Below are 24871 nucleotides of genomic sequence, written 5' to 3'. Positions count from 1 at the left end.
CGATGGTCGTCAGTGTCGGCGCAGTGGCGGTGGGGGCGGAGCCCGCGGGGCAGGCCCAGGGCAGACCCGGCACGGCCCGGGACAGCCGGCGGGACGTGATGAGGGGGCTCCTCGCCGCGGCGGGCGCCCTGGTGCTGGCCCCCGTCGTCGCGGCCTCCCGGCCGACGGGACGGACGGACGACCCCGGGCGCGGCGGCTTCGACGAGACCTACCGCGGCCGGCGCATCCGGGGCGTCGAGACCCCCGGCCGCGACCTCGGCGCCGCCCAGTGGCAGGTCACCGTCGACGACCGCCCCCTGCACCTGATGCGCCGCGCCGACGGCACCTGGCTGAGCATGGTCGACCACTACCGGTCGTACGCGACACCCCTCGACGCCACCCGCGCGGCCGTCGACGAACTGTCGCCGGGACAGCAGCTGCGCGAGAAGACACATATGGGGGGCCACCACCATGGCGTACATCCGTAAGGACGCGAGCACCCTCACGAGCGCCGAGAAACGGCGCTTCGTGAAGGCACTGCTGGAGGTCAAACGGCGGGGCGAGTACGACGAGTTCGTCCGCATGCACATCGACTACTACGTCACCGACGGCGAGGGCGGGCTGCGTACGGCCCACATGGCGCCGTCCTTCCTGCCCTGGCACCGGCGCTTCCTGCTCGACCTGGAGCGGGCGCTGCGCCGCGTGGACTCCTCGGTGACGGTGCCGTACTGGGACTGGACCAAGGACCGCAGGGCGGGCGCGGCGCCCTGGACCACGGACCTGCTCGGCGGCAACGGGCGGCCCTCGGACCGGCGGGTGATGACCGGGCCGTTCGCCTGGTCCACCGGCAACTGGACCCTCACGGAGGGCGTGACCGACGAGGAGTACCTCACCCGGGACCTCGGGCGCGCCCGTGACCCGCTCCAACTGCCCACCAGGAGCGACCTGGAGGCGGCGCTGGCGGACCCGGTCTACGACGTCGCGCCCTGGGACTCGACGTCCACGAAGGGGTTCCGCAACCGGCTGGAGGGGTGGGGGAGCGGGCGCGGGCCCACCGCCTGGCGCAACCACAACCGGGTGCACCGGTGGGTCGGCGGTGTCATGGTCGGCGGCGCGTCCGTCAACGACCCGGTCTTCTGGATGCACCACGCCTTCGTCGACCTCCAGTGGTACCGCTGGCAGCGGCGGCACCGGGGCGCCCGCTACCTGCCCGCGAAGCCGCCGGCCGCCGGGAGCTCCCAGTACCGGCGAATCGTCGCGCGGCACGAGAAGCTGCCGCCGTGGGACGTCACGCCGGACTCGCTGGAGGACGTGAGCGGGATCTATCGCTATGCGTGAGTGAGGGGGCCTGCCGCTCCGCGTGGACGGGGGGCAGGGGTGGGGTGGTGCGTGCGCGGGTGACTCGCCGGGTACGCGGAAGAGCCCCGGCGCTCGGAGTGCCGGGGCTCTTCTGAAGTGACCGGAGGTCAGCGGCCGTAGCCGTGGCCGCCCTTGTGGTCGTCGTTGTCCTTGTCGTGGCCGTCGCTGACGTTGGCGCACGTGTTGCCGAAGGCCGGGTTGAGCAGGGCGATGACGTTGACGGTGTTGCCGCACACGTTGACCGGGATGTGGACCGGAACCTGGACGACGTTGCCGGACGCGACACCGGGCGAGTGGGCGGCGGCGGCCTGCGCGCCCGCGTCCGCCATGGCCATACCGGCGCTGCCGAGCGCCACGGCACCGGCGCCGAGAGCGACACCGGCAGCCTTCGCGATGCGAGACATCACGTTCTCCTTCTGAATCGGTGAGCGCGACAGCATTGCTCGCCGCCGCACTCCCCCTTCAACGTCTCCGTTCACGGCTGGTAACGGTGATCGTGTGCGGATCACCCTTTTCGAAGAGCGGTTCGCGGGGCTAGGCGGTCGGTGGACGGTCGGGACGGTGGGTGGTGGCGGTCGGTGGGCCGGGGGCCGGGGCCGTCGGTGGGCGGGGGCGGAGGCCGCCGGCGGGCGGGAAATCGCTTGGTGCGCCACCGGGTGCCTCCACTAGCCTCCCGGCATGGCTACCGACCGACTCATGCGCCTGTTCACCGACGAGACCCGGGTACGCGCCTTCGCGGCGGTGGCCCTGGGCGCCAGGACCCCGGAGGAAGCCGCGCGGACCGCCGGGCTGTCGGCGCGGGAGACGGCCCTGGCGCTGCTGAAGCTGCGGGAGCGGGGCGTACTGACGGCGGCCGCGGACAGCGGCGAACTGAGCGTGGCGTACGAGGTGTTCAGGGAGCACGCGCGCGTGGAACGGTCGGCGGACGGCACCGTGGACCCCGGCTCGGGGGACGAACGGACGCTGCGGACCTTCGTACGGCAGGGCCGGCTGGTGCGGCTGCCGGCGCAGTGGGCTCGTAAGAAGGTCGTACTCGAGTACATCGCCGAGCAGACCTTCGAGCGAGGTGTCGACTATCCGGAACGGACCGTCGACGAGAAGCTGCGCGGCTGGTGCGACGAGGGCGACGTCGACCATGTGACGCTCCGGCGCTACCTGGTGGACCTGCACCATCTGAGCCGGAGCGAGGGGATCTACCGGGTGGCCGAGGCGGCGTGAGCCCGCCTGCGGGCGGCTGCCGACGTCACGGCAGCCGTCGTACCGGGGAACCCGCGAGGTAGGCCTGGATGTTCTCGACGGCCTGGGCGTAGTACGTCCGGTAGTTGGCCTGGGAGACATAGCCCAGGTGGGGCGTGGCGAGCAGGCGCGGGGCGGAGCGCATCGGGTGGTCGGCGGGCAGCGGTTCGACGTCGAAGACGTCGATGCCGGCGCCGGCGATCCGGCCCTCGTGGAGGGCGGCGAGCAGGGCGTCCTGGTCGACGATCGCCGCGCGCGAGGTGTTGATCAGATACGCCGTCGGCTTGAGAAGGGCGAGTTCGGCGGGGCCGAGCAGGCCTCGGGTGCGGTCGCCGAGGGCGAGGTGCACGGAGACGAAGTCGCTGTCGCGCAGGAGGTCCTCCCGGCTCGGGGCGAGTTCGACGCCCACCTCGTCGGTGCGCTCCCTGGTGAGGTTCTGGCTCCACGCGCTCACCCGCATACCGAAGGCGAGCCCGACCCGCGCCACCCGGCTGCCGATCCTGCCGAGCCCGAGCAGACCGAGTCGACGGCCCTCCAAGTCGGCGCCGACCGTGGACTGCCAGGGGCCGTTCGAGCGCAGGGCGTTGCTCTCCTCGACGATTCCACGGGCGAGGCCGAGCAGCAGCGCCCAGGTGAGTTCGACGGGCGGCGTGGAGGAACTGGCGGTGCCGCACACCGTGACGCCGTGCGCCTCGGCGGCGGCGTGGTCGATGACGCTGTTGCGCATCCCGGAGGCGACGAGCAGCCTCAGCCGGGGCAGCCGGGAGATCAGGGACGCGGGGAAGGGCACCCGTTCGCGCAGGGTCACGACGATGTCGAACTCGGCGAGTACCCGCGCCAGGGCGTCCTCGTCGAGGTGGGTGGTGAAGGACACGACCTCGACGTCGTCCGAGACGGCCGACCAGTCGGCCATCTCGGTCGCCACCCGCTGGAAGTCGTCGAGCACAGCACAACGCAGCCGCACGTCTCGGTCCCTCTCTGCCTGCCCTTGGCGTGTCCCGCCCTTCGCGGGCCAGTATCGACGACGGGGCGCCGGGGACCTCCGCGTGCGGCCGGGCCCGGTTCGGGCAGCAAAAAAGCCCTCCCGGAGGAGAGCTGAGGAAAAAGCGCCCCCGGCAGGACTCGAACCTGCGGCCAAGCGCTTAGAAGGCGCCTGCTCTATCCACTGAGCTACGGGGGCCGGTGTGGTGGCCTCGTGCCTGGTGCCCGGGTGTGGGCTGATCCGTGACGTTGCCGGGGACAAGGATAGGGCTCCCCGCTCCTTGTCCCTGCTGCTTCGCCTCCGTGGCTCAATGTGGAGGTTCAGTGAAGCGGTCCTGATAATCGCAGGCAGGTACGAATCGTGCATCGCTTTTGGCGCCTCGCGCCCCGGGTGTTGTGCACTCGTTATGCCTGGACTGTGCCGTTGTCCCAGTCATCCCTTCCATCCCTTGTGTTCCCTCGGCGCGCAGACATGCTCATATGCTTCAGAAATCCCCTAAAATTGGGCATTCTTCGCATGTGGTGACCTTGGACGTACGGCCTCAGCTGCTCGACGCACTTTCCGCCCTGCGCGACCGTGTCGCCGCCGCACGCTTCCCGCTGCCCCTCGCGGGGGCTCCACGCGCGCGTGCCAACCGCGACGAACTGCTCGCCCAGCTCGACGACTATCTGGTGCCCCGGTTGCGCCAACCCGAAGCGCCGGTGCTGGCCGTCGTGGGGGGATCGACCGGGGCCGGGAAGTCGACCCTCGTCAACTCCCTTGTGGGCAGACGCGTCAGCGAGGCGGGCGTGCTGCGGCCGACCACGCGCACCCCGGTGCTGGTGTGCCATCCGGAGGACCATCACTGGTTCAGCGGGATGCGCGTACTGCGCGACCTCACGCGCGTGTGGGTGCCGCACCGGGAGGCGAGCGACGAACTCCTGCTGCCCGGCGAGGATCCCGCGCGCGTGCTGCGCGTCGAGACCGCCGACTCCCTCCCGCCCGGCCTCGCCCTGCTCGACGCACCCGACGTCGACTCCCTCGTCGCCGACAACCGCACCCTCGCCGCCGAACTCATCTGCGCGGCCGACGTCTGGGTCATGGTGACCACGGCCGCCCGCTACGCCGACGCGGTGCCGTGGCATCTGCTGCGCACCGCCAAGGAGTACGACGTCACCCTCGTCACCGTCCTCGACCGGGTCCCCCACCAGGTCGTCTCGGAGGTCTCCCGGCAGTACGGGGCACTGCTCACCAAGGCCGGGCTCGGCGAGGTGCCGCGGTTCACCGTGCCCGAGCTGCCCGAGTCCGCCTGGGGCGGCGGGCTGCTGCCGGCCAGCGCCGTGGCACCGCTGCGGACCTGGCTGGTGCACCAGACCCAGGACCCGGCCGCCCGCCACCACACCCTGGCCCGTACCGCGCACGGCGTCCTCGACTCGCTCAAGTCCCGGATGCCCGAGCTGGCCGGCGCCGCCGCCGCCCAGTACGCGGCCGCCCTCCGGCTCACCGCCGCCGTGGACGGGGCGTACGACAGCGAGTACGCGCGCGTGCGAGGACGGCTCCAGGCCGGTTCGGTGCTCGCCGGGGACGCGCTCAAGCGGTGGCGCGCCTTCCCCCTCGACTGCACCGCCGGCGAACTGCTCGACGCGCTCGTGGAGAGCCTCGCCGCCCTCCTGGTGTGCGCCGTCGGCGCCGCCGACGAGCGCGTGGACGAGGCCTGGCGGCGCGAACCGGCGGCGAGCGCCCCCGAACTGACCGCACGGGACCCGTCGCTGGAGAGCACCGAGCACCGGATCGGGCTGGCCGTACGACGGTGGCGGCGCGAGCTGGAGGAGTTCGCCGAGGAGGAGGTGCGCGACCTCGACCGGAGTGTCGCGCCCGACCCCGAGGTGATCGCCGCGCTCGTCGCCACCGCGCTGCTGGGCGGCCGCCGGGCACGCACGGCGGGCGAGGGGCTCGCCGAGCGGATCGGGGCGCACGGTGCGCTCAGGCTGCGCGACCGGGGCGGACGGCTGCTCGCCGAGCACCTGGACCGGGTGGTCCAGGCCGAACGTGAGCGCCGGCTCGCGCCCCTCGACGCGCTCGACGTACACCCCGAACCCCAGGCCGAACTGATCGCCGCGCTGTCCGTACTACAGAAGGAGAGGTGACCGTGACCGCCGTCACTGACCAGGACCACACCGATCACACGGAGGACGCCGTCTCCGAGGACACAGGCACCGCGCCGAGGGAGGGCGACGACGCCGTGGACCCCGCCGAGGAGGAGCGTGAGGAGTCCGGCGGCGAGCAGCACGCGCGCACGGCGGACGACCGGGACCCCGGCCGCGAGGAGGCACGGATGGACCGCGTGGAGCGCGCGAAGGGGCGTACGGAACGGGGCGAGGAGGCTGCCGACTCGGCGGAGAGCTGGGACGACGGGCTGATCGCGCGACGGGTCGGGGAGACCACCGGCGCCGAGCCGGTGGCTGTCGTCGAGACCCGGGGCGCCGCCGCCCGGCCCGCGGCCCCGCTGGCGTACGACGGACCCCTGCGGTCGCGTCTGGACGCGCTGCGCGAGCTCGTGGGGCTCTCCCGGACCCGGCTCGACAGCCGGACGCTCGCCGAGGCCGGGCGGGTGCTCGACGAGGCGGCGGCACGGCGCCGACTGTCCGGGCAGCACACCGTCGTCGCCCTCGCGGGCGCGACCGGCAGCGGGAAGTCCCAGCTGTTCAACGCGCTGGCGGGGGTGGCCATCTCGGAGACGGGCGTACGACGTCCCACGACGGCCGCGCCCATCGCGTGCAGCTGGAGCGACGGTTCGGCGAGCCTCATCGAGCGGCTCGGCATCCCGCCCCGGTTGCGGCGGCGCCCCCTGCAGAGCGCCGAGTCGGAGGCACTGCTGCGCGGACTGGTGCTGATCGACCTGCCCGATCACGACTCGGCGGTCGTGCAGCACCGTGAGCACGTGGACCGGATCCTCGGCCTCGTCGACGCCGTCATCTGGGTCGTGGACCCCGAGAAGTACGCCGACGCGATGCTGCACGAGCGGTATCTGCGGCCCATGGCGGGACACGCGGAAGTCATGTTCATCGTCCTCAACCAGATCGACCGGCTGCCCGGCGAGGCCACCGAGCAGGTCCTCGACGATCTGCGGCGGCTGCTCGACGAGGACGGGATCGCGCTGGGCGAGTACGGCGAACCGGGGGCCACCGTGCTCGCGCTGTCCGCGATGACGGGCGACGGCGTCGGCGAACTCCGTGAGGCGCTCGGGCAGTTCGTCGCCGAGCGCGGGGCGCCCGCGCGGCGCATCTCGGCCGACGTGGACGCCGCCGCGTGGCGGTTGCGGCCCGTGTACGCCACCGGGCGGCGCACCGGCCTCAGCGAGGAGGCACGGGACGAGTTCGCCGCACGGCTCGCCGACGCGGTGGGCGCCACGGCGGCGGGCGAGGCGGCCGAGCGGGCGTGGCTGCGCAACGCCAACCGCGCGTGCGGGACGCCGTGGCTGCGGCTGTGGCGGTGGTACCAGGACCGGCTGGAACCGACCACCGGGCGACTGCCGTTGCGCGCCCCGGCCGACGAGGAGGCCACGGCACGGCAGCGCGTCGAGCAGGCGGTGCGCACGGTGGCCGAACGGGCCTCCGCCGGGCTTCCGGCGCCGTGGGCACTGGCGGTGCGCGAGGCGGCCGCGCGGGGCTCCCAGGGGCTGCCCGAGGCGCTGGACGAACTCACCGCGCGCGCGGGACTGCCGCCGGGTCGGCCGCCGCGACCGGGGTGGTGGCCGGCCGCGGTCTTCGCACAGGCGTCCATGACGCTGCTCCAAGTCGTGGGCGGGCTGTGGCTGGTGGGCCAGATCGTGGGGTTCATGGCGCCCAACCTCGGCGTGCCCGTGCTGCTGATGGTGGCCGGGATCATCGGCGGGCCGCTGGTGGAGTGGAGCTGCCGGATGGCGGCACGCGGGCCCGCGCGGCGCTACGGCATGGAGGCCGAGCGGCGGCTCAGGGAGGCGGCCGCCGGGTGCGGGCGGGCCCGGGTGCTGGATCCGGTGGCGTCGGAGCTGCTGCGGTACCGGGAGGTCCGGGAGCAGTACGGGAGGGTGTTGGGGGTGGAGGCGGGGGTGCGGTGACCTCTCGCGAGGGCGGTTCGTGGAGTCCTCGCGAGTTCGTGGAGTCCTCGCGAGTTGGCGTACTCCTCGCGGGGGCGGTTCGCTCTCGTTCGGGTGACGCGGTTGTCCACAGGCGGGCCGGTGGTCCACAGGGCTCGGCGGGCTCGGGCCGGCGGAGGCAGTCTGGCCTCACGGCGATCGCGGCGGACGCGGTCGGCGGAGCAGACGCAGCCGTACGGGACGGGCCCGTCGGCGTATCCGGGAGGGGTTCGAGATGAACGAGACGATCATCGGCGTGGTGGGGAACGTGGCGACGCAGCCGGTGTTCCGGGAGACGGAGAACGGCGCCTCGGCGCGGTTCCGGCTCGCGGTCACCGCGCGCTATCTGGACCGCGAGAGGAGCGAGTGGAAGGACGGGCACACCAACTTCTTCACGGTGTGGGCCAATCGGCAGCTCGCCGCGAACGTGGCGGCCTGTCTGTCGGTGGGGGAGCCGGTGGTCGTGCAGGGCCGGCTGAAGATCCGTTCGGATGTGGTCGACGGCAAGAGCCGGACCTCGGCGGACATCGACGCGGTGGCGATCGGGCACGACATGGCGCGGGGCACGTCCATGTTCCGGCGGGAGCAGAAACCGGAGACGACGGGCCTGCCCGCCCGGCCCGAGCCGAACTGGGCGACTCCGGCCGACGACACCGAGGCCCAACGGGAGCCGGAGCCCGTCGCGGTGACCTGACGTCAGCGGACCGAAGTGCGGCTTATCGGCGAATGCGTACCGAACGACCCCGGTGGATTTGTCGATAAGCCCTGCCCGGCGGCGATCTTGGCGATAACGATTCCGAGTCGGATCGGTCGCCCGACGGCATCACCGGGAACCGTGGTGCGGGCACATATCTAGGATGCCGGGCAGAGCTCGAGGGGCTGCTGATTCTGCTGGTGGGACCGTTCCCCCACGTCAACGGGTCCTGCCAGAAGGGGAATTCTGTGTTTTGTGCGTTGTTGTCCGCGTGCGGGCGAGGAGCGGTCCGCGGTGCCGCCGCGACGCTGGTGTCCGCGCTGGTCGCGGCAGGTGCGCTGGCGGCAGGTGCCGGTCCGGCCGTCGCCGCCGACGGAACGGCACAGAACCAGGGCGGGGCCACCGCGACCATGGGCGGGCTGAAGACGTACGGCGAGGCCGTCCTGCACGACGACTCCGGGGACCTGGAGGTCTCGGCGGGCCTGTTCGAGATGTCCGTCGACGGCGGCGGCACCCTGCAGACGTACTGCGTCGACCTCCACACCCCCACGCAGGCGGACGCCCGGTACGCCGAGACGGCGTGGAGCGGCACCTCGCTCGCCGCCAACAAGGACGCCGGGAAGATCCGCTGGATCCTCCAGAACTCCTACCCGCAGGTGAACGACCTCGCGGCGCTCGCCGCCAAGGCGGGTGTCCCGGGCGGCCTCACCGAGCAGGACGCGGCGGCCGGCACCCAGGTGGCCATCTGGCGCTACTCGGACGCCGCGGACGTCGACGCCGTCGACCCGCAGGCGGAGAGGCTCGCCGACTACCTCCACAAGAGCGCGCGCGACCTGGCCGAGCCCGCGGCCTCGCTGAGCCTGGACCCCGCCGCGGTCTCCGGCCGCCCCGGCGGACTGCTCGGACCGGTGACGGTGCACACCAACGCGGGCAGCGTGACGGTGGCGCCGCCCGCGGACGCGGTGACGGGCGGAGTACGGGTCGTGGGGAAGGACGGTAAGCCCCTGACCTCGGCGGTGAACGGCACGGAGCTGTTCTTCGACGTGCCCGAGGACGCGGCGCCCGGCTCGGCCGAGCTGACCGTGCAGGCGTCCACCACCGTGCCGGTGGGGCGTGCCTTCACCTCCGAGAGCAGGAGCCAGACGCAGATCCTGGCCGGCTCCAGCGAGTCGACGGTCTCGGCGACGGCGAGCGCGACCTGGGCGGATCGGGGTGCGATACCCGCGCTGTCCGCGGCGGAGAACTGCGCCGAGGGCGGCGTGGACATCACGGCGACGAACGAGGGCGACGCCGCCTTCACCTTCGAGCTGTCGGGCATCGAGCACACCATCGCGGCGGGCGAGACGCGCACGGTCACGATCCCGCTCCAGGAGGACCAGGCGTACGACTTCACCATCACTGGCCCCGGCGGCCTCGAGAAGCGCTTCACCGGCGTCCTCGACTGCCGGACCCAGGGCGCCGAGACGGGCGACACGACCCAGACCCTGAGCGAGCCGACCCCCCTCCTGGCGGGCGACGCCGTGACCGGCACCAACCTCGCCGCGACGGGCGGCTCCAGCGCGACACCGGTGATCGCCGGCACGGCCATCGGGCTGGTGGTGATCGGCGGGGCGGCGCTGGTGCTGGTGCGCAGGAAGAAGACGCCTGCGCGGGACTGAGGCGCGGGGTGTCTGACGTTCCGTGACGGCTTGACTACCTGGCGGAGCCGGTCTTGAGAGGCCCTGACGTACGGGTTTCCGTCCGGGGATGGACGTCAGGCAAGATGGGGTGTATCTGCCCACTGTCAGATTTCAAGCTGCCGGACGGTTTCTCTTGGCTGAGTACATCTACACCATGCGCAAGACGCGCAAGGCAATCGGCGACAAGGTCATCCTTGACGACGTCTCGCTGAACTTCCTGCCTGGCGCGAAGATCGGTGTGGTCGGCCCGAACGGTGCCGGTAAGTCGACCATTCTGAAGATCATGGCGGGGCTGGAGCAGCCGTCGAACGGTGACGCGTTCCTGTCGCCGGGGTACAGCGTCGGCATCCTGCTGCAGGAGCCGCCGCTCAACGAGGACAAGACCGTCCTCGAGAACGTCCAGGAGGGCGTCGCGGAGGTCAAGGGCAAGCTCGACCGGTTCAACGAGATCGCCGAGCTGATGGCCACCGACTACAGCGACGCGCTGCTCGACGAGATGGGCAAGCTCCAGGAGGAGCTCGACCACGCCAACGCCTGGGACCTCGACGCCCAGCTCGAGCAGGCCATGGACGCGCTCGGGTGCCCGCCCGGCGACTGGGCCGTCACCAACCTCTCCGGTGGTGAGAAGCGGCGTGTGGCGCTGTGCAAGCTGCTGCTCGAGGCGCCGGACCTGCTGCTGCTCGACGAGCCCACCAACCACCTCGACGCCGAGTCGGTGAACTGGCTGGAGCAGCACCTCGCCAAGTACGAGGGCACCATCGTGGCCGTGACCCACGACCGGTACTTCCTCGACAACGTCGCCGGGTGGATCTGCGAGGTCGACCGCGGCCGGCTGCACGGTTACGAGGGCAACTACTCCAAGTACCTGGAGACCAAGCAGACCCGTCTCAAGGTCGAGGGCCAGAAGGACGCCAAGCGGGCGAAGCGGCTCAAGGAAGAACTCGAGTGGGTCCGCTCCAACGCCAAGGGGCGGCAGGCCAAGTCCAAGGCGCGTCTCGCTCGCTACGAGGAGATGGCCGCCGAGGCCGACAAGATGCGGAAGCTGGACTTCGAGGAGATCCAGATCCCGCCGGGCCCGCGGCTCGGCAGCATCGTCGTCGAGGTCAACAACCTCACCAAGGGCTTCGGCGACAAGGTCCTCATCGACGACCTGAGCTTCACGCTGCCGCGTAACGGCATCGTCGGGGTGATCGGCCCGAACGGCGCCGGCAAGACCACCCTCTTCAAGATGATCCAGGGCCTGGAGCAGCCGGACTCCGGCACCATCAAGGTCGGCGAGACCGTCAAGATCTCGTACGTCGACCAGAGCCGCGCGAACATCGACCCGAAGAAGACCCTGTGGGCGGTCGTCTCCGACGAGCTCGACTACATCAACGTCGGCCAGGTCGAGATGCCGAGCCGTGCCTATGTCTCGGCCTTCGGCTTCAAGGGGCCCGACCAGCAGAAGCCCGCCGGTGTCCTCTCCGGTGGTGAGCGCAACCGCCTCAACCTCGCGCTCACCCTCAAGCAGGGCGGCAACCTGCTGCTCCTCGACGAGCCGACCAACGACCTCGACGTCGAGACCCTCGGCTCGCTGGAGAACGCGCTGCTGGAGTTCCCGGGTGCGGCCGTGGTCGTCTCCCACGACCGGTGGTTCCTTGACCGGGTGGCCACGCACATCCTCGCCTACGAGGGCGATTCCAAGTGGTTCTGGTTCGAGGGCAACTTCGAGTCGTACGAGAAGAACAAGATCGAGCGGCTGGGCGCCGAGGCCGCGCGTCCGCACCGCGCCACCTACAAGAAGCTGACCCGGGGCTGATCGATCTTGCGGCACATCTACCACTGCCCGCTGCGCTGGGCGGACATGGACGCGTACGGCCACGTCAACAACGTGGTCTTCCTCCGCTATCTGGAGGAAGCCCGTATCGACTTCCTGTTCCGCCCGGAGAAGGACTTCAAGCAGGGGTCCGTGGTGGCGCGCCATGAGATCGACTACAAGCGGCAGCTCGTCCACCGGCACACGCCCGTGGACATCGAGCTGTGGGTCACGCAGATAAGGGCGGCGTCCTTCACCATCGCCTACGAGGTGAAGGACGGCGCCGACATCTACGTACGCGCCTCGACGGTGATCGTGCCCTTCGACTTCGAGACGCAGCGGCCGCGCCGGATCACCGCCGAGGAGCGGGAGTTCCTCGAGGGGTACCGGGACGACGCCGAGGAGGAGGCCGTCGCCGCATGACGGTGCTCCATCTCGCCGACGAGGGGGAGGCGGCGGATCTCGCGGCCTTCCTCTCGCGGCTGCTCCACTACGACCGTGGGGCGGCCGTCAGGCTCCAGGCCTCCGGGACCGCGCTCGCGGTGTTCGGGCGGCCGCCGTCCTTCGAGGTGCTGGCGATCCGCGCGGTGCGGCTGGCCAAGCCGTACGAGAACGGGCTGGACGCCACGCTCGATGTGACCGTGTCCGCGGGCGAGTTGCTGGAGACCGTGGACGAGACGGGCGCGACCGCCACGGTGCCGGGGTCTGTGACCGGGCCGCCGTGGGCCGGGGTGCTGCCGCCGCGTGGCGGGTGGCAACCGGTGCCGGGGCTCCCCGCGGCGGATGACCTGCGCGCGATGGTGGGCGCGGGGGTCGCCGAATTCCGGTCCCGTACGCAGCAGTTGGCGGCCGAGAGTCGTACCCGTGCCGAACTCGACCGGATCGGGCGGGAGATCTGGTCCCGGACGGTCGGGGACACCGAGCTGCCGGTGCGGGCCGTGCACGCGGCCCAGTCGCTGGGGTTCCTGCGGTCCGCCACCGAGGAGTTGGCGCTGCTGGCGTCGGGCGCGTGGCTGCGGCTGCGCACGCCCTACGGCTCGATCGCCGTGCGGCGCGCGGGACTCGGCTCCCTGGGCGTCAGCGTCCGCTGAGTCCGCCCGCGGTCGTGTCCCCCGGCGGTCGAAGCACCCCGCGGACACGTCCCCGGGTGCCCTCTCAGGCGTGCTCGCTGTCGTCCGGCCACACGCCGATGTGGTCCGTCTCCAGTTCCAGTGCCACGCGGTCCCGCATGCCCAGGGCCTCGGTGTACTCGGCGGGGAGCTGGAGGCGGCCGGCGCGGTCGAGCATGGCGTACTCGCGGGCCACGACCGTCTCGTGGCCGGTGGTCGCGTCCACCTCGCTGCGGCGCAGCACCTCGGTGGAGGTGCGGCCGTCGCGGATGGCCACCGTGCGGCGGACCTCGCTCGCCACCGCCTGGTCGTGGGTGACGATGACGATGGTCGTGCCGAGCCGCTCGTTGGCGATGCGGAACGCGGCGAAGATCTGCTCCGCGGTGTGGGAGTCCAGCTCGCCGGTGGGCTCGTCGGCGAGCAGGACGGCGGGCGCGTTGGCGAGGGCCACGGCGATCGCCACGCGCTGCTGCTGACCGCCGGACATCTCGCGCGGGTGGCGGTCCCGGCAGTCCGCCACCTCCAGCAGCTCCAGCAGTTCCAGGGCGCGTTCGCCCTGTGCCCTGCGGGCCGCGCGGCCGGACAGCCCGACCCGGCCGGCCAGCTGCATCGGCAGGCTGACGTTCTGGGCCGCCGTCAGGTAGGGGAGCAGGTTGCGGGCCGTCTGCTGCCAGACGAAGCCGACGGTCGTGCGGCGGTAGGCGAGGCGGTCCTTCGGGGTCATCGCGAGCAGGTCGTGGTCGGCGACCCGGGCCGCGCCGGCGGTGGGGGTGTCCAGGCCGGCGAGGATGTTCATCAGGGTGGACTTGCCGCTGCCGGACGCACCGACCAGGGCCATCAGCTCCCCCTCGCGGACCAGCAGATCCAGGCCCTGGAGCGCCTGGACCTCGATGCCGTCCGTGGTGAAGATCCGGACCAGGCGGTCGCAGGTGATCAGGGCGTCGTGGCCGTAGGCGGGGGTGTCGCGGGCCGAGGTCGCGCGGGTGGTCAGGTCGGCGAGGGTCGGGTTCGTGGTCACTGCGGCCTCCTGAAGTCGTCCGGCTTGCTCATCGCGCGTCCCCCGCCCTCAGCTCGCCCACCGAGCCCCGCCTCCCCGACCACCACGCCTGCACCCCGGCCACCCCCACGGTCACCAGCACCACCGCGGCGGCCGGGACCGCCAGGGAGAGCGGGGAGGTGCTCAACTCGGCCCGGCCCGCGGGCGACTGGGCGGTGGCCAGGGCGATGGTGGTCAGATCGATGCCCGGGGACAGCAGGGCCACGGTCGCCCACCCCGTCGATGCGCCGCCCACCGCCGCCAGGAGCGCCTGGGGCAGGGACTCCAGGATCAGCAGCCGCCGGCCCTGGGCGCGGGTGAGGCCCATGGTGCGCAGCCGGGCCAGCAGGGCGACGCGTTCCGGGGCCGCGCGCAGCAGGGACAGCAGCAGGGCGAGGACCGCGTAGCCGGCGCCCGCCAGCACCGCGGCCGTGTAGATGTCCTCGGCGCCCGACTGGAGCGGGGAGCCGGCATAGCGGGCGCGTTCCCGCGACCTCAGCTGGAGGTGCCCCGACCCGTCCGTCACCTTGCGCAGGACGGCCGCGTCGATCCGCGGGCCGGTCAGGAGCAGGGCGGTCGGGCGGGCCGCCGTCCCCGGCAGCGACTCCCGGTCCACGAGCAGGAACTCGGTGCCCGCGACGGCCGGGGTGCGCTCGCGGACCGCCGTGACACGGACGGTGAAGGTGGTGCCGTCCTGGAGGCGCACCTCGATCGGGCGGTCGCCGTAGGTCGCGGCGACCGTGGGGGAGGCCACCGCGGGCAGCGCGCCGCCCGTCGTCGTCAACTCGCCCTGGTCGAAGGGGCCCAGGCCCGTCCGGGAGGCCAGCGCCGTGTAGCCGGCCGGGTCCACGCCCACCAGCGGTGCCGACTCCCGGCCGTCGGCCAGCCGGGCGTCGTAGGCGATGCTCACCGCCGTCACGTCCCGGACGCCCGGCGTACGGCGGACCCGTTCGGGCAGCGCGGCGGGCAGGGGCTCGTCGGCGTCGACGCGGGCGTCGGCGCCGACGGCGAGGAGCGCCGCCCGGTCGCGGGCCTCGCTCACCCCGGACAGGACCGAGCCGCCGAAGGCCGCCGTCGTCAGGGCGGTGAGCAGGGCGAGCAGCGGGAGGACCGCGGAGGCTGAGGTGCGGCCCGCGCGGGCCAGGGAGAGAGGGGCGACCACCCCGCGCAGGCGGCCGGCTGGGCGGGCCAGCCGGCGCAGCGGGAGCGGGTACAGCCGCACCAGGGCCAGGGCCGCGATCACAGCCGTCAACACCGGTGCCACGTACGACAGTTCGCCGCCCTGCGCGCCGCGTCGGCGCAGGGTCTCCACCGCGGCCAGGGCCAGGACCAGCAGGGTGAGTTCGGCGACCGTGCGGCGCCGGGAGGGGCGTGCCGTGGCCACGTCCTCGCGGCCGGTGTGGATCCGTACCACCCGGTGGACGACGAACGCGCGCACGGGCAGCGCGGCGCAGGCGGCGACCGTCACCGCGACGGCCGCCGCGAGCGCGTACGGGGTGCGGCCCTCGGGGATCAGCAGCAGCGCCGCCGTCAGGCCCAGGGCGCCCGCGGGGACGGCCACCGTGGCCGTCTCGGCGAACAGCCGGCCCGCCAGGCCCCGCAGGGACGCGCCGCGGGCCCGCAGCAGGGCGAGTTCGGTGCGCCGGCGGTCGGCCGCGAGCCCGCCCGCCATCAGCAGCACGACGCCCGCCACGGTGCCCGCGCCGACCGCGGCGACGGAGACCAGCGGGGTGACGCCCGCCCGCAGCCGCTCGTAGCCGGTCAGGATCTCGTCGAGGTCGGTGTCCGCGTCCGTGAGCGGGCCGGTCACCTCGCGGATCCTCTGGAGCGCCGGACCGGCCTCCAGGGACGCCACCGCGGTCTTCAGACGGTCGGCGTCATAGGCGTGCAGCTGCGCGGTGTCGGGCGCCAACTGCCAGTAACGCCACGGGTTTCCGGGGGTGCCCAGCAGCGCCGGGGCCGCGTCGGGGGCGAGCAGCAGGGCGCCGAGCCAGTACTTCTCCGCGTTCGCGCCGGGGACGGGGACCAGTGAGGGGCGGTGCAGGACGGGGTGCGTCGACCAGTAGGCGCCGGCCGGGTCGCGCGGGGTGACGATGCCGGTGACCCGGACCACCAGCGGGGCGCGGCCCTCGCCGGGGACGTGGAACCGGGAGCCGACCTCGACGTGCAGGCCGGCGGCCGTCGCCGCGCTGACCGCCGCCTCCACCTCGCGCGTCGCCGCGGTCACCGGCGCCGACGCGCGCGGCAGCCGGCCGGTGACCGCGCCGACGTGGTCCGCGAGGCCCTGCTGGGCGACCAGGGTGACCTGCGCGGGTGTGCCGGTGGGCCGGGGGATCCAGCGGTCCGGCACCTCCATGCTGGTGGTGGTGCGCACGCCGTACGTCGACCGGGAGGGGTCGGGGACCACGGGCCCGGGGACCGTCGCGAGGATCTTCCGGTACTGGTCGGCCAGGGTCGAGGGGCGGACGTCGTGCTCCGAGATGACGCCGTACTCGGGCTGCGCGTACAGCTGTACGGTCGTCCGGTCGGGGCCCGCCTGCTCGACGGCGCGGTGCAGTCCCGCGTCCTCGTAGCGGTCGACCGCGCGCGGGAACGCCGCGGCGAGGCAGGCGGTGAGCGCCACCATCAGGGCGAGGGCGACGGCCGCACCGGGGGCGGCGCGCAGCCGGGTACGGATCCAGGGGGCGCGGGCTCGGCTCACGTCACTCGCCCCCCTGTTCTCGCAACGCCACCACCGGATTCGCCCGCCGTGAGGCCAGCACCCCCGTCACCACCAGCGGGGTCACCGCCACCGCCGCCAGCAGCAACACCACGCGCGGCAGCGGTAGTTCGACCAGGACGCCCGGCACCGGCCGGGTCGCCTCGGAGGTCAGGACGACCAGCGGGATCACCGCGCGGGCCAAGGCCGTGCCGAGCGCCGCGCCCACCAGCAGGGCCAGCGTCACCAGGACGCCCTGCTCGGCGGCGATCGTGCGGGCGAGCCCGCGCCGCGGGGCGCCCAGCGCGCGCAGCACCGCGAACTCCGGGTCCCGTTCCCGCAGCGACCCCGCCGCGCTCACCGCGAACCCGAGCGCGGCCAGCGCCGCCGCCACCCCGGCCGCCGCCGTGAACGCCGCCTCCGGGCCCGCCCCGAACGGGTCGTCCCGCAACTCCTGGGCGATCTCGTCCCGTACGACGACCTGCGCGGGGTCGACGTCCGGGCGGGCCCGCAGCGCCGCCGCGACCTCGGCGGGCCGGTCGGTCGCCAGCCACCACTCCGTCGGCGTCACGCTCTCGCCGTACCGCGCCCCCAACACCCGGTTCACCGACCGCAGATCGACCAGCAAAGCCCCGCCGTCGTTCACGGTCGTCGGCAGCGCCTCGACGGAGGCCACGATCCGCACCGGCAGCGTCCGGCCGCCGAACGGCACGTCCACGCGCTGTCCGGTGCGGGCGCCCGCCGAGGCGAGGTAGCGGTCGGTGGCCACGGCCGTGATCGGGGCCGGGGCGGGCTGGGCGACCCGCAGGCGGACCGTCAGCGAGGCGATGACCCAGGGGTTGTCGGGCGGCAGATACCCGGTGCCGTACGCGACCGTCGGCGCTCCCGAGCCGCTCACGCGCGGCTTGCCGGGCAGGTTGCCGCGGTCCGGCGTCTCGATGATCCCGTCGGCGAGCGACCGGGCCGCCCAGTGGGCGGGCAACTCCAGCCGCCGCACGGCCCTGTCCGGTCGTACCGCCTCCAACCTGTCCAGTGTCAGGCGCTGTTGCTGAGACCGGCCGACCGGGAGGGGCTGGACCAGCTGGACGTCCGTGAGGGTCAACGGGCCGGAGGGGACGGCCAGTTCGAGGGGGTGCGGGCGCCCGTCGCCGGTGACGGTGCCCGCCGGGAGCCGGTAGGGGGTGCCGTGGCGGTCCTCCAGCGTCACCGTCACATCGGCGGCCGTGCCGGCCGCGGCGCCGCTCAGGGTCGCCGTCAGCCGCAGCCGGGAGGTGCCCGCCGGTATCCTCGCGCCCGCCGACGCGCCCTTCGGACCGAGCCCGGCGAGCAGCGGCGCCACCGGGTCGGAGGCCAGGTCCTGGCGCATCAGCACGGTGTCGGAGGTGTGCGCGGTGTCCAGGGCGAGCACGGCCGCCGTGCGGTCGCCGGACAGCGGCAGGTCCGTGCGGACGGCGGGGGCGGCCTGCGTCACGTGCGCGACGGCCGCGTACTCGTCGGTCCGGCCGAGGCCGTCCTGGCCGTTGGCCAGCACCCGCACCGGCACCCCCGCCCGGAAGTCGGCCTGGTCGTCCTGCGAGCGGTCCCAGGAGGCGCCCTGGGCGATCGCCAGCATGCCCAACGCGACGGCGAGGACCAGCAGCAGCACCGGACCCGCGCCGCGGCCCGGGCGGCGGCCGATCTGCCAGCCAGCGAGTGCCGCGGCCAGACCCCGCCCGGCGGCCGCCCGGCGTTCGGCGAGCCGGGCCAGCGGCGGCAGCAGCCGGAGGGTGAGGACCGTACCGGCGAGCAGGGCGAGGGCGGGCGCGGCGACCAGTAGCGGGTCCACGCCGAGGGCGCCGATGGGGGTCCCCCCGCTCGAACGAAGTTGAGAGTGGGGGATGTCGTCGGTCACGGCGCCGGTGGTCTGTCGGCTCAGCTGCCCGTAGGCGACCCCAGCCACCACCAGCAGCCCGAGGTCCGCGCCCGAGTGCAGCGCACCCGGCAGCGCCCGCGCCCGGCCGGTGGCGAAGGACGAGGTCAGCGCGGGCAGGGTCACCGCCAGGGCACAGCCCAGCGCCACCCCCGCCGCCACCAGCCACACCCCGGCCCGGCCGGCGGCCGGCACCTCCAGACGCAGTCCGATCCGGGCCAGCGCGCCCTGTCCGGCGAGCAGCCGGGTCAGCGGCCCCGCCAGCAGCGGCGCGCACACCACCGCGGGCAGGGCGAGCAGCAGCGCCTCGACGGCGGCCAGACCCGCGACCCGGGGCCGGGAGGCGCCGCGGGCCCTGAGCAGCCGCGTCTCGCCCGTGCGTTGGGAACTGAGCAGCCGGGCCACCAGCAGCAGCGCGCAGCCCGCCAGGAGCCCGAGTTGGAGCGCGACGATCAGCAGGGTGGAGCGGGAGACGAGCAGCGCGCGTTCGACGCGGTCGAGGACGGCGGGCAGTTGGGTGTGCGCGGCCGTCGTCCCGCTGAGCGCGGACTCGCCGCGCAGCGCCGAGCCGCCGTCGCGGGCCGCCTCGCGCAGCGCGCCGATCCGCCCGGTCGTCAGGGTCGCGAAGTCGGCCGTCGCCAGCCACCCCGACGCCCCGGCGCTCACCCGGCCGCCGGTCAGTGCCTCGGGGGCGGCGAGCAGGGGGCCGTAGGTCGTGAAGTCGAGCTTGTTGACCCCGCGGCCGCGCAGGTCGTCCAGGAGCTGCCAGTACGGGGCGTCGGTGCGGGCGGGCCGGTACAGGCCGACGATCGTGATCCGCACGTCCGGGCCGCCGAGGCGGTCGACGAGGGTGAGCCGGGCGCCGGGCCCGAGCTTCAGCAGCCGGGCGGCGCTCTGCGGCAGGGCGACCTCGCCGGCGGCGGCGGGCATACGGCCCCCGGTGAGCCGTACCTGGGTGCGGTCCAGGGCCGCGAAGTGCGTCAGATCCGGGTCCCCGGACCTGACGGCGGCGGGCTGGAGGGAACGGGGCAGCGCGTACGGGCCCGACCGGACGAGCGTCCGCACGGTGACCGGCAGCCCGTCGAAGGTCCTCCGCGCCCCTTCGCGTACGGCGGTGTCGGCGGCCTCGCGCTGTCCGGCCGACACGTCGGCCTTGACCACCAGCGCGGTGTCGGCGGCGTTGCGGGAGTCCCCGAGGGAGTGGCGCAGCGCCGCGTCGCCGATCGCGCCCGAGTAGGCGGTGAGGGTGGCCAGGACCGCCGTGGTCAGCAGGACCGCCAGCAGCGCGGCGGCCAGCAGCGGGCGGTGCGCCCGCGCACGCCGCACGACGAACCGCGCGAATCCCCCGAACCCCGTCACCCCGACCCGGCCCCCCGCCGTGTTGCCCAGACCTCCCGGCGATGCTGTCAGAGGGACGTGGGCGTGGGTAAGCGGTTGTGAGCCGGGCTTGACCGGATCGTGATCGGAATGCGGCGCCCTACGACCGGAATCCGGGACTCAGCCGGTCAGCTCGCGGTGTTCACCATCGAGGCCGCCGCGTACGTCAGGTAGTTCCACAGCGTGTGCTCGTGCTCCTCGGACAGACCGAGCTCGTCCACGGCCACCCGCATGTGCTTCAGCCAGGCGTCGTGCGCCGCCCGGTCCACCTGGAACGGGGCGTGCCGCATCCGCAGCCGGGGGTGGCCGCGGTTCTCGCTGTACGTCGTCGGACCGCCCCAGTACTGCATGAGGAACAGCGCCAGCCGCTCCTCGGCCGGGCCCAGGTCCTCCTCGGGGTACATGGGCTTCAGCAGCGGGTCCTCGGCCACCCCCTGGTAGAAGCGGTGCACGAGACGGCGGAAGGTCTCCTCCCCGCCGACCTGCTCGTAGAAGGTCTGCGTCTGCAGCGTGCCGCGCCGGATCTCTTTCACCCGTCCATGGTCTCAGACGGCAGGAACCAGGACCTGGGGCTTAGGACCTTTGCGGGAAGGGGGTGTTCCGGAGGGGTCGGGCGTGGCGCTCGCTTCGGGAGCGGCCGCGCAGGACAGTGGACCCATGGGTGCGCACGCTCACCACCGGGACCTGGACGACCTCGCCGTCGAGGCACGGGCCGCGCTGGTGCGCCGGATCGAGGCGAGCGGGGCCTGGGCGGCCGACCCGGTGTGGCGGGCGTCCTTCGAGGCGGTCCCGCGGCACCTGTTCGTGCCGTACTACTACGTCCGCGACGGGACGGGCGGCCACGAGCGCCGGTGGGGCGAGAGCCCCGACCCGCGCGCCCGGGAGCGCTGGCTGCGCGGGGCGTACGCCGACGCCCCGCTGGCGACCCGGATGCGCGACGGGGAACTGGTCTCCTCCAGCAGCCAGCCCTCGCTCATGGCGATGATGCTGGCCGCCCTGGAGGTCGAGGACGGCGACCGGGTCCTGGAGATCGGCGCGGGCACCGGGTACAACGCGGCCCTGCTCGCGCACCGGCTCGGCGACGACGGGCTCGTCACCACCGTCGACCTGGAGCCGGAGATCACCGAGGCGGCCCGGCAGCACCTGGCCGCGGCCGGTCACCGCCCGCTCGTCGTCACCGGCGACGGGGCGCGCGGGGTCCCCGAACGCGCCCCCTTCGACAAGGTCATCGCGACCTGCACCCTGGCCTCGGTCCCGCAGGCCTGGCTCGCCCAGTGCGCCCCCGGCGCCCACGTCCTGGCCCCGCTCGCCACCGGCCTGATCGCGCTGACCGTCCGGGACGCCGGCCACGCCGAGGGCCGCTTCCTGCACACCCCCGCCTACTTCGTGCCGCTCCGGGGAGAGGGGCGCCCGGAGCCGGAGCCCGTGCCGCTCGGCGGGGTGCCGCGCGCGGCCCGTCAGGACGAGCTGTTCCGTTTCCTGGTGACGCTGAGCCGCGGCAGCCTCGATCCGCGGGAGGCCTACCAGCTGTGGGAGCGCGAGGGCCGGCCGCCCCGGGAGCGGTACGGCGTCACGGTGAGCGGCGGGCGCGAGTGGGCGTGGCTGGACGATCCGGAGGGGCCGTACGCGTGGCCCCTCCGGTGAGGGTCGGGTCGAGGCGGCGGTCAGCCGCGGCGGACCGTGATCGTCGTCCAGGCACCCACGTGCACCCGGTCACCGTCCTGGAGCGGTACCGGCACGAAGGGCTGGATCGGCTCCTCGGAGCCGTTGACCGTCGTGCCGTTCGTCGAGTTCTGGTCGACGACCGCCCACGTGCCGTCGGGCTGCTGGACCAGGACGGCGTGCTGGTGCGAGACGCCCGGGTCCTCCGGCGGCACCGACAGGTCGATGTCGGGGGTGTCGCCGGTGGAGTGCCGACGGCGGCCGATGGTGATCTGGTTGCCGGTGAGGGTGCGCTGCTGCTCCGGCGAGTAGGCGGGGAGGTTGAGTCCCGCGGCCTCGGGGCCGGAACGCTGCATCATCGCCATGAAGTACTCGCGGTCCGGACCGATGGTCGCGACCCACGTGGCGGGCTGCTGCGGGTAGCCCGAGCCGGGCGGGGCCTGGGTGGCACCGGGCTGCGGGTAGCCGTAGCCGCCGCCGGGTCCGCCACCCGGACCGCCGCCGGGGCCGCCGGGCGCGGTGGAGGACGGCGGTGAGATCACCCAGTCGTCGTCACCGCCGCCGAAGCCACCGGGACCGCCGGGGCGGCCCGTCTCCTGCGGGAACGGCGGGGCGGGCGGGCCCCCGGGACCGGACGGCCGGTAGGCCGAGGGGGCGCCACCGGTCGCACCGGGACCGGCGGGCGGGGTCGGGCCGGGAGGCGGGGGCACCGGCCGCGAGGGGTCGCCACCGAAGGCGCCGGGAGCGCCGGGTGCGTTGGGTCCGCCGGGACTGTTGGGTCCGTTGGGACCGCCGGGTCCGCTCGGGCCGTCGTAGCCGCCGGGGCGACCGGGACCGCCCGGTCCGCCGAAGCCGCCTGGGCCGCCGGGGTTGCCGGAGCCGTCGAAGCCGCCCTGGCCGCCAGGTCCCCCTGGGCCGCCCGGGCCTCCCTGGCCACCGGGTCCTCCCGGGGCGCCGGGGCCGTCGTAGCCGCCCGGCCTGCCGGGAGCGCCGGGTCCGCCGGGTCCGTTGGGTCCGTTGGGTCCGCCGGGTCCGCCCTGGCCGTCGTAGCCGCCGGGGCGACCGGGACCACCGGGGCCGCCGAAGCCGCCCTGGCCGCCGGGGTTTCCGGGGTTGCCGGAGCGGTCGAACCCGCCCTGGCCGCCAGGTCCGCCCGGGGCGCCGGGGTTGTTCGGGTTGCCCGGGGCGTTGGTGGCACCGGGGCCGCCGAAGCCACCCGGGCCGCCGGGTGCGTTCGGGTTGCCCTGGCCGGGGCCGCCGGGTCCGCCGGGTCCGTTGGGGCCGCCGAAGCCGCCGGGGGCGTTCTGGCCGGGAGGGCGGGGCGGGCCCGCGGGGTCGCCTCCGAAGGGCGGGATCGGCTCGGCGGGACGGTTCATCTGGGAGGGGCGGGAGCCCTGGTACTCGTAGGAGTCACCGCCGCCGTAGGACGCGCCGGGCGGCGGGCCCTGGAAGCGGACGCCCGGGCCGGGGGCCGGCGGGCGCGGGGCGGCCGGGGTGTACGAGGTGGCCGTGTTGGTCAGGAAGTTCCACCGGCACTCCTCGCAGAACGGCGCGCCGCCCTCGCGGGGGGTGCGGCACTGCGGGCACAGCTCCGGCTCGGGGTCCGGCACGGCCGACAGATGCGGGCGGCCGCCCTGGCCGGCGCCCGGCGGGGGCGGCGGGAAGCCGTAACCGCCGGGGGGTGGCGGGGGAGGGGGCGGAGGTACGGCACCAGCCATGCGGTGACCGCAGACCTCGCACCAGTCGTCGGAACCCGACTGGTGTCCGTTCGGGCAGGTCGGCATGTCGGCGCGTCCCCCTCTCCTTCTGCGTCCAACTAGGGTCGTACTCGGGCAGAGCTAGGTCACTTCTTTACACGAACGGTCTTTGTGGACCGCGTCTCGAGAGTCATCTCGTCAGCCTCCTCGACCTTCGCCTTCAACCGCACAGTACCTGTCGCGGCATCGACCACGTCCACCACCTTCGCAAGCAGTTTCGCAGTATCGGCGTTCCCCGAGGCGCTCGCGAGCTGAACGGCCCGCCCCAGTTTGGCCGTTGCTCCATCCATATCGCCCGCTTTGCGTAGATCGAGCCCTTGTTGGATGGCCTGTGCCAGTTCGGCCTGGCCGGTGTAGTGGGCGACCTGGGGGTTGATCGACGTCGAGGCGACCATGTCGTCGGTCCACACCGCCCGTACCAGCCCCTGGGCGCCCAAGTTCTGCGCGGTGCCGTCGGGTTGGGGCACCACGAGGGAGACCCGGGCGGCCAGCATCTCCTGGCCGAGGTGCGCGACGGGCACCTCGACGCACAGGTGGTAGTCACGGGACTCGTCTCCCCAGGAGCCCGTGGGGTAGTCCCCGGCGCGCGGGCCGGACTCGGTGCGGCGGTCGGTCAACTCCACGACGGTGGGGGCGACCTGCTTGACGAACCTGATGGTCGTGCCGACCGGCGTCCACACCCGCAGGGAGACGTCCGCGACCTCCTTGCCCATGGCCGTCTCCATCATCCGCGTGAAGTCGGCGGCGAGCCCGGCCGGGTCGGCGACGATGTCCGCCGTGCCGAGCAGGGCGGAGGCGATCCCTGTGACTTCGCTCACCACCCAGTCGGTGCCCACACCCCGGGCGTCACAGGTGAAGCGTCCGGCACACGCGTCCAGGGAGGCCTTGAGGTCTTCGGCGGACTCGTGCTCGTTGCGCCCGTCGGTGAGCAGGATGCCGTGCCGGATGGCGACGTCCGCCGAGGACAGCAGCCGGTCGGCGAGCCGCAGCCAGGTGCCGATGGCGGTGCCGCCGCCCGCGCTGAGCTTGCGCAGGGCCTGCTTGGCCTGGTCGCGGGTGGTGGCGTCGGCGACCGCGAGCCGGCCCCCGCCCGGGTACACCTCCTTGGCCACGTGCGTACCGCCGATCACCGCGAAGTGCACCCCGTCGCGCAGGGTGTCGATCGCGGCGGCCGTGGCGTCGCGGGCGTTGCGCATCTTGGTCGGCGGGTAGTCCATCGAGCCCGAGCAGTCGACCATGATCGCCACGGCCGCGTCCGGGCCCTGCCCCGGTCCGTACAGGTGCGGTGCCGTCACCGCGCTGCCGATCGTGCCGCCCCCGGTGGCGGTCACCGTGACGATGGCGTTGACCTCACGGCCGCCTTCCGGCAGGTACTCGTTCTGGTACACGTCCATCGAGAACTGCGGCACGTTCGACTTCGAGAAATTGGCCATGCCTGCTGCATCCCCCTCGCAGACCCCACGGTTGTCGTGAGGTGACGACTGTGTGCGGACCGGTCCCCTC

Annotated in this window: 19 protein-coding genes and 1 tRNA gene; 11 read left to right on the top strand and 9 right to left on the bottom strand. The window is 73.9% G+C overall.

Going from position 1 to position 24871, the window contains the following annotated elements; translation table 11 throughout:
* Positions 1-2: 2 nt before the first annotated feature.
* Positions 3-467 (top strand): tyrosinase family oxidase copper chaperone, encoded by a 465-nt coding sequence (locus tag ACH41F_RS31845; RefSeq protein ID WP_391241140.1) that lies wholly within the window; start codon positions 3-5, stop codon positions 465-467.
* Positions 451-1317 (top strand): tyrosinase family protein, encoded by an 867-nt coding sequence (locus ACH41F_RS31840; protein WP_398838611.1) that lies wholly within the window; start codon positions 451-453, stop codon positions 1315-1317. Before ACH41F_RS31845 ends, ACH41F_RS31840 begins: the two co-directional genes overlap by 17 nt.
* 128 nt (positions 1318-1445) lie before the next feature.
* On the opposite strand, the gene ACH41F_RS31835 is transcribed toward ACH41F_RS31840, so the two are convergent.
* On the bottom strand, positions 1446-1742 hold the full coding sequence (locus ACH41F_RS31835) for a chaplin family protein (RefSeq protein ID WP_391241145.1): 297 nt from the start codon (positions 1740-1742) through the stop codon (positions 1446-1448).
* A gap of 274 nt (positions 1743-2016) precedes the next feature.
* On the opposite strand from ACH41F_RS31835, the gene ACH41F_RS31830 reads away from it, so the two are divergent.
* Entirely contained in the window at positions 2017-2556 is a 540-nt protein-coding gene (locus ACH41F_RS31830; protein ID WP_398838609.1) for a DUF2087 domain-containing protein, read from the top strand.
* A 25-nt stretch (positions 2557-2581) separates the two neighbouring features.
* Here the strand turns inward: ACH41F_RS31830 and ACH41F_RS31825 are convergent, their stop codons facing one another.
* A complete protein-coding gene (locus ACH41F_RS31825; RefSeq protein ID WP_398838607.1) occupies positions 2582-3538 on the bottom strand; it encodes a D-2-hydroxyacid dehydrogenase family protein in 957 nt (318 codons plus the stop codon).
* Between the two features lie 143 nt (positions 3539-3681).
* A tRNA-Arg gene (locus ACH41F_RS31820) sits at positions 3682-3754 on the bottom strand.
* 320 nt (positions 3755-4074) lie between these two features.
* Here ACH41F_RS31820 and ACH41F_RS31815 point away from each other — a divergent pair.
* The 7 genes from ACH41F_RS31815 (at position 4075) to ACH41F_RS31785 (ending at position 12911) form a co-directional block, all read left to right on the top strand.
* The gene (locus tag ACH41F_RS31815; protein ID WP_398838605.1) at positions 4075-5682 is read left to right on the top strand and encodes a dynamin family protein; all 1608 of its coding nucleotides are present in this window, start codon (positions 4075-4077) and stop codon (positions 5680-5682) included.
* A 2-nt stretch (positions 5683-5684) separates the two neighbouring features.
* Complete coding sequence (locus ACH41F_RS31810) at positions 5685-7634, top strand: YfjP family GTPase (protein WP_398838602.1); 1950 nt, start codon at positions 5685-5687, stop codon at positions 7632-7634.
* Positions 7635-7887: 253 nt separating this feature from the next.
* A complete protein-coding gene (locus ACH41F_RS31805) occupies positions 7888-8346 on the top strand; it encodes a single-stranded DNA-binding protein (protein ID WP_398838600.1) in 459 nt (152 codons plus the stop codon).
* Between the two features lie 263 nt (positions 8347-8609).
* Positions 8610-10004: a Cys-Gln thioester bond-forming surface protein gene (locus ACH41F_RS31800; protein WP_398838597.1), complete on the top strand. Its 1395-nt coding sequence runs from the start codon at positions 8610-8612 to the stop codon at positions 10002-10004.
* Positions 10005-10158: 154 nt separating this feature from the next.
* On the top strand, positions 10159-11823 hold the full coding sequence (gene ettA / locus ACH41F_RS31795) for an energy-dependent translational throttle protein EttA (RefSeq protein WP_391241166.1): 1665 nt from the start codon (positions 10159-10161) through the stop codon (positions 11821-11823).
* A 6-nt stretch (positions 11824-11829) separates the two neighbouring features.
* A complete protein-coding gene (locus ACH41F_RS31790; protein WP_391241169.1) occupies positions 11830-12243 on the top strand; it encodes a thioesterase family protein in 414 nt (137 codons plus the stop codon).
* Positions 12240-12911, top strand: coding sequence for a hypothetical protein (locus tag ACH41F_RS31785; RefSeq protein ID WP_391241172.1), 672 nt, complete (start codon positions 12240-12242; stop codon positions 12909-12911). Before ACH41F_RS31790 ends, ACH41F_RS31785 begins: the two co-directional genes overlap by 4 nt.
* Before the next feature lie 64 nt (positions 12912-12975).
* Here the strand turns inward: ACH41F_RS31785 and ACH41F_RS31780 are convergent, their stop codons facing one another.
* The 4 genes from ACH41F_RS31780 to ACH41F_RS31765 form a co-directional block, all read right to left on the bottom strand.
* The gene (locus tag ACH41F_RS31780; protein WP_398838594.1) at positions 12976-13947 is read right to left on the bottom strand and encodes an ABC transporter ATP-binding protein; all 972 of its coding nucleotides are present in this window, start codon (positions 13945-13947) and stop codon (positions 12976-12978) included.
* 28 nt (positions 13948-13975) lie between these two features.
* The gene (locus ACH41F_RS31775) at positions 13976-16666 is read right to left on the bottom strand and encodes an FtsX-like permease family protein (protein ID WP_398838592.1); all 2691 of its coding nucleotides are present in this window, start codon (positions 16664-16666) and stop codon (positions 13976-13978) included.
* A 1-nt stretch (position 16667) separates the two neighbouring features.
* Positions 16668-19931, bottom strand: coding sequence for an FtsX-like permease family protein (locus ACH41F_RS31770; RefSeq protein WP_398838590.1), 3264 nt, complete (start codon positions 19929-19931; stop codon positions 16668-16670).
* Between the two features lie 146 nt (positions 19932-20077).
* Positions 20078-20482, bottom strand: coding sequence for a globin (locus ACH41F_RS31765; RefSeq protein ID WP_391241183.1), 405 nt, complete (start codon positions 20480-20482; stop codon positions 20078-20080).
* Between the two features lie 124 nt (positions 20483-20606).
* On the opposite strand from ACH41F_RS31765, the gene ACH41F_RS31760 reads away from it, so the two are divergent.
* The gene (locus ACH41F_RS31760) at positions 20607-21593 is read left to right on the top strand and encodes a methyltransferase domain-containing protein (RefSeq protein ID WP_398838588.1); all 987 of its coding nucleotides are present in this window, start codon (positions 20607-20609) and stop codon (positions 21591-21593) included.
* Between the two features lie 20 nt (positions 21594-21613).
* On the opposite strand, the gene ACH41F_RS31755 is transcribed toward ACH41F_RS31760, so the two are convergent.
* Together ACH41F_RS31755 and ACH41F_RS31750 are read right to left on the bottom strand one after the other, a co-directional pair.
* Complete coding sequence (locus tag ACH41F_RS31755) at positions 21614-23395, bottom strand: FHA domain-containing protein (RefSeq protein WP_398838586.1); 1782 nt, start codon at positions 23393-23395, stop codon at positions 21614-21616.
* A gap of 59 nt (positions 23396-23454) precedes the next feature.
* Positions 23455-24801, bottom strand: a complete 1347-nt coding sequence (locus tag ACH41F_RS31750; protein WP_391241191.1) for a VWA domain-containing protein — start codon at positions 24799-24801, stop codon at positions 23455-23457.
* Positions 24802-24871 lie beyond the last annotated feature (70 nt).

Origin of the sequence: Streptomyces sp. NPDC020489, from assembly GCF_044386545.1 — a bacterium.
GTDB lineage: Bacteria > Actinomycetota > Actinomycetes > Streptomycetales > Streptomycetaceae > Streptomyces.
Note: the sequence above shows the minus strand (reverse complement) of the source record. Positions and strands in the feature narration are given on the sequence as shown.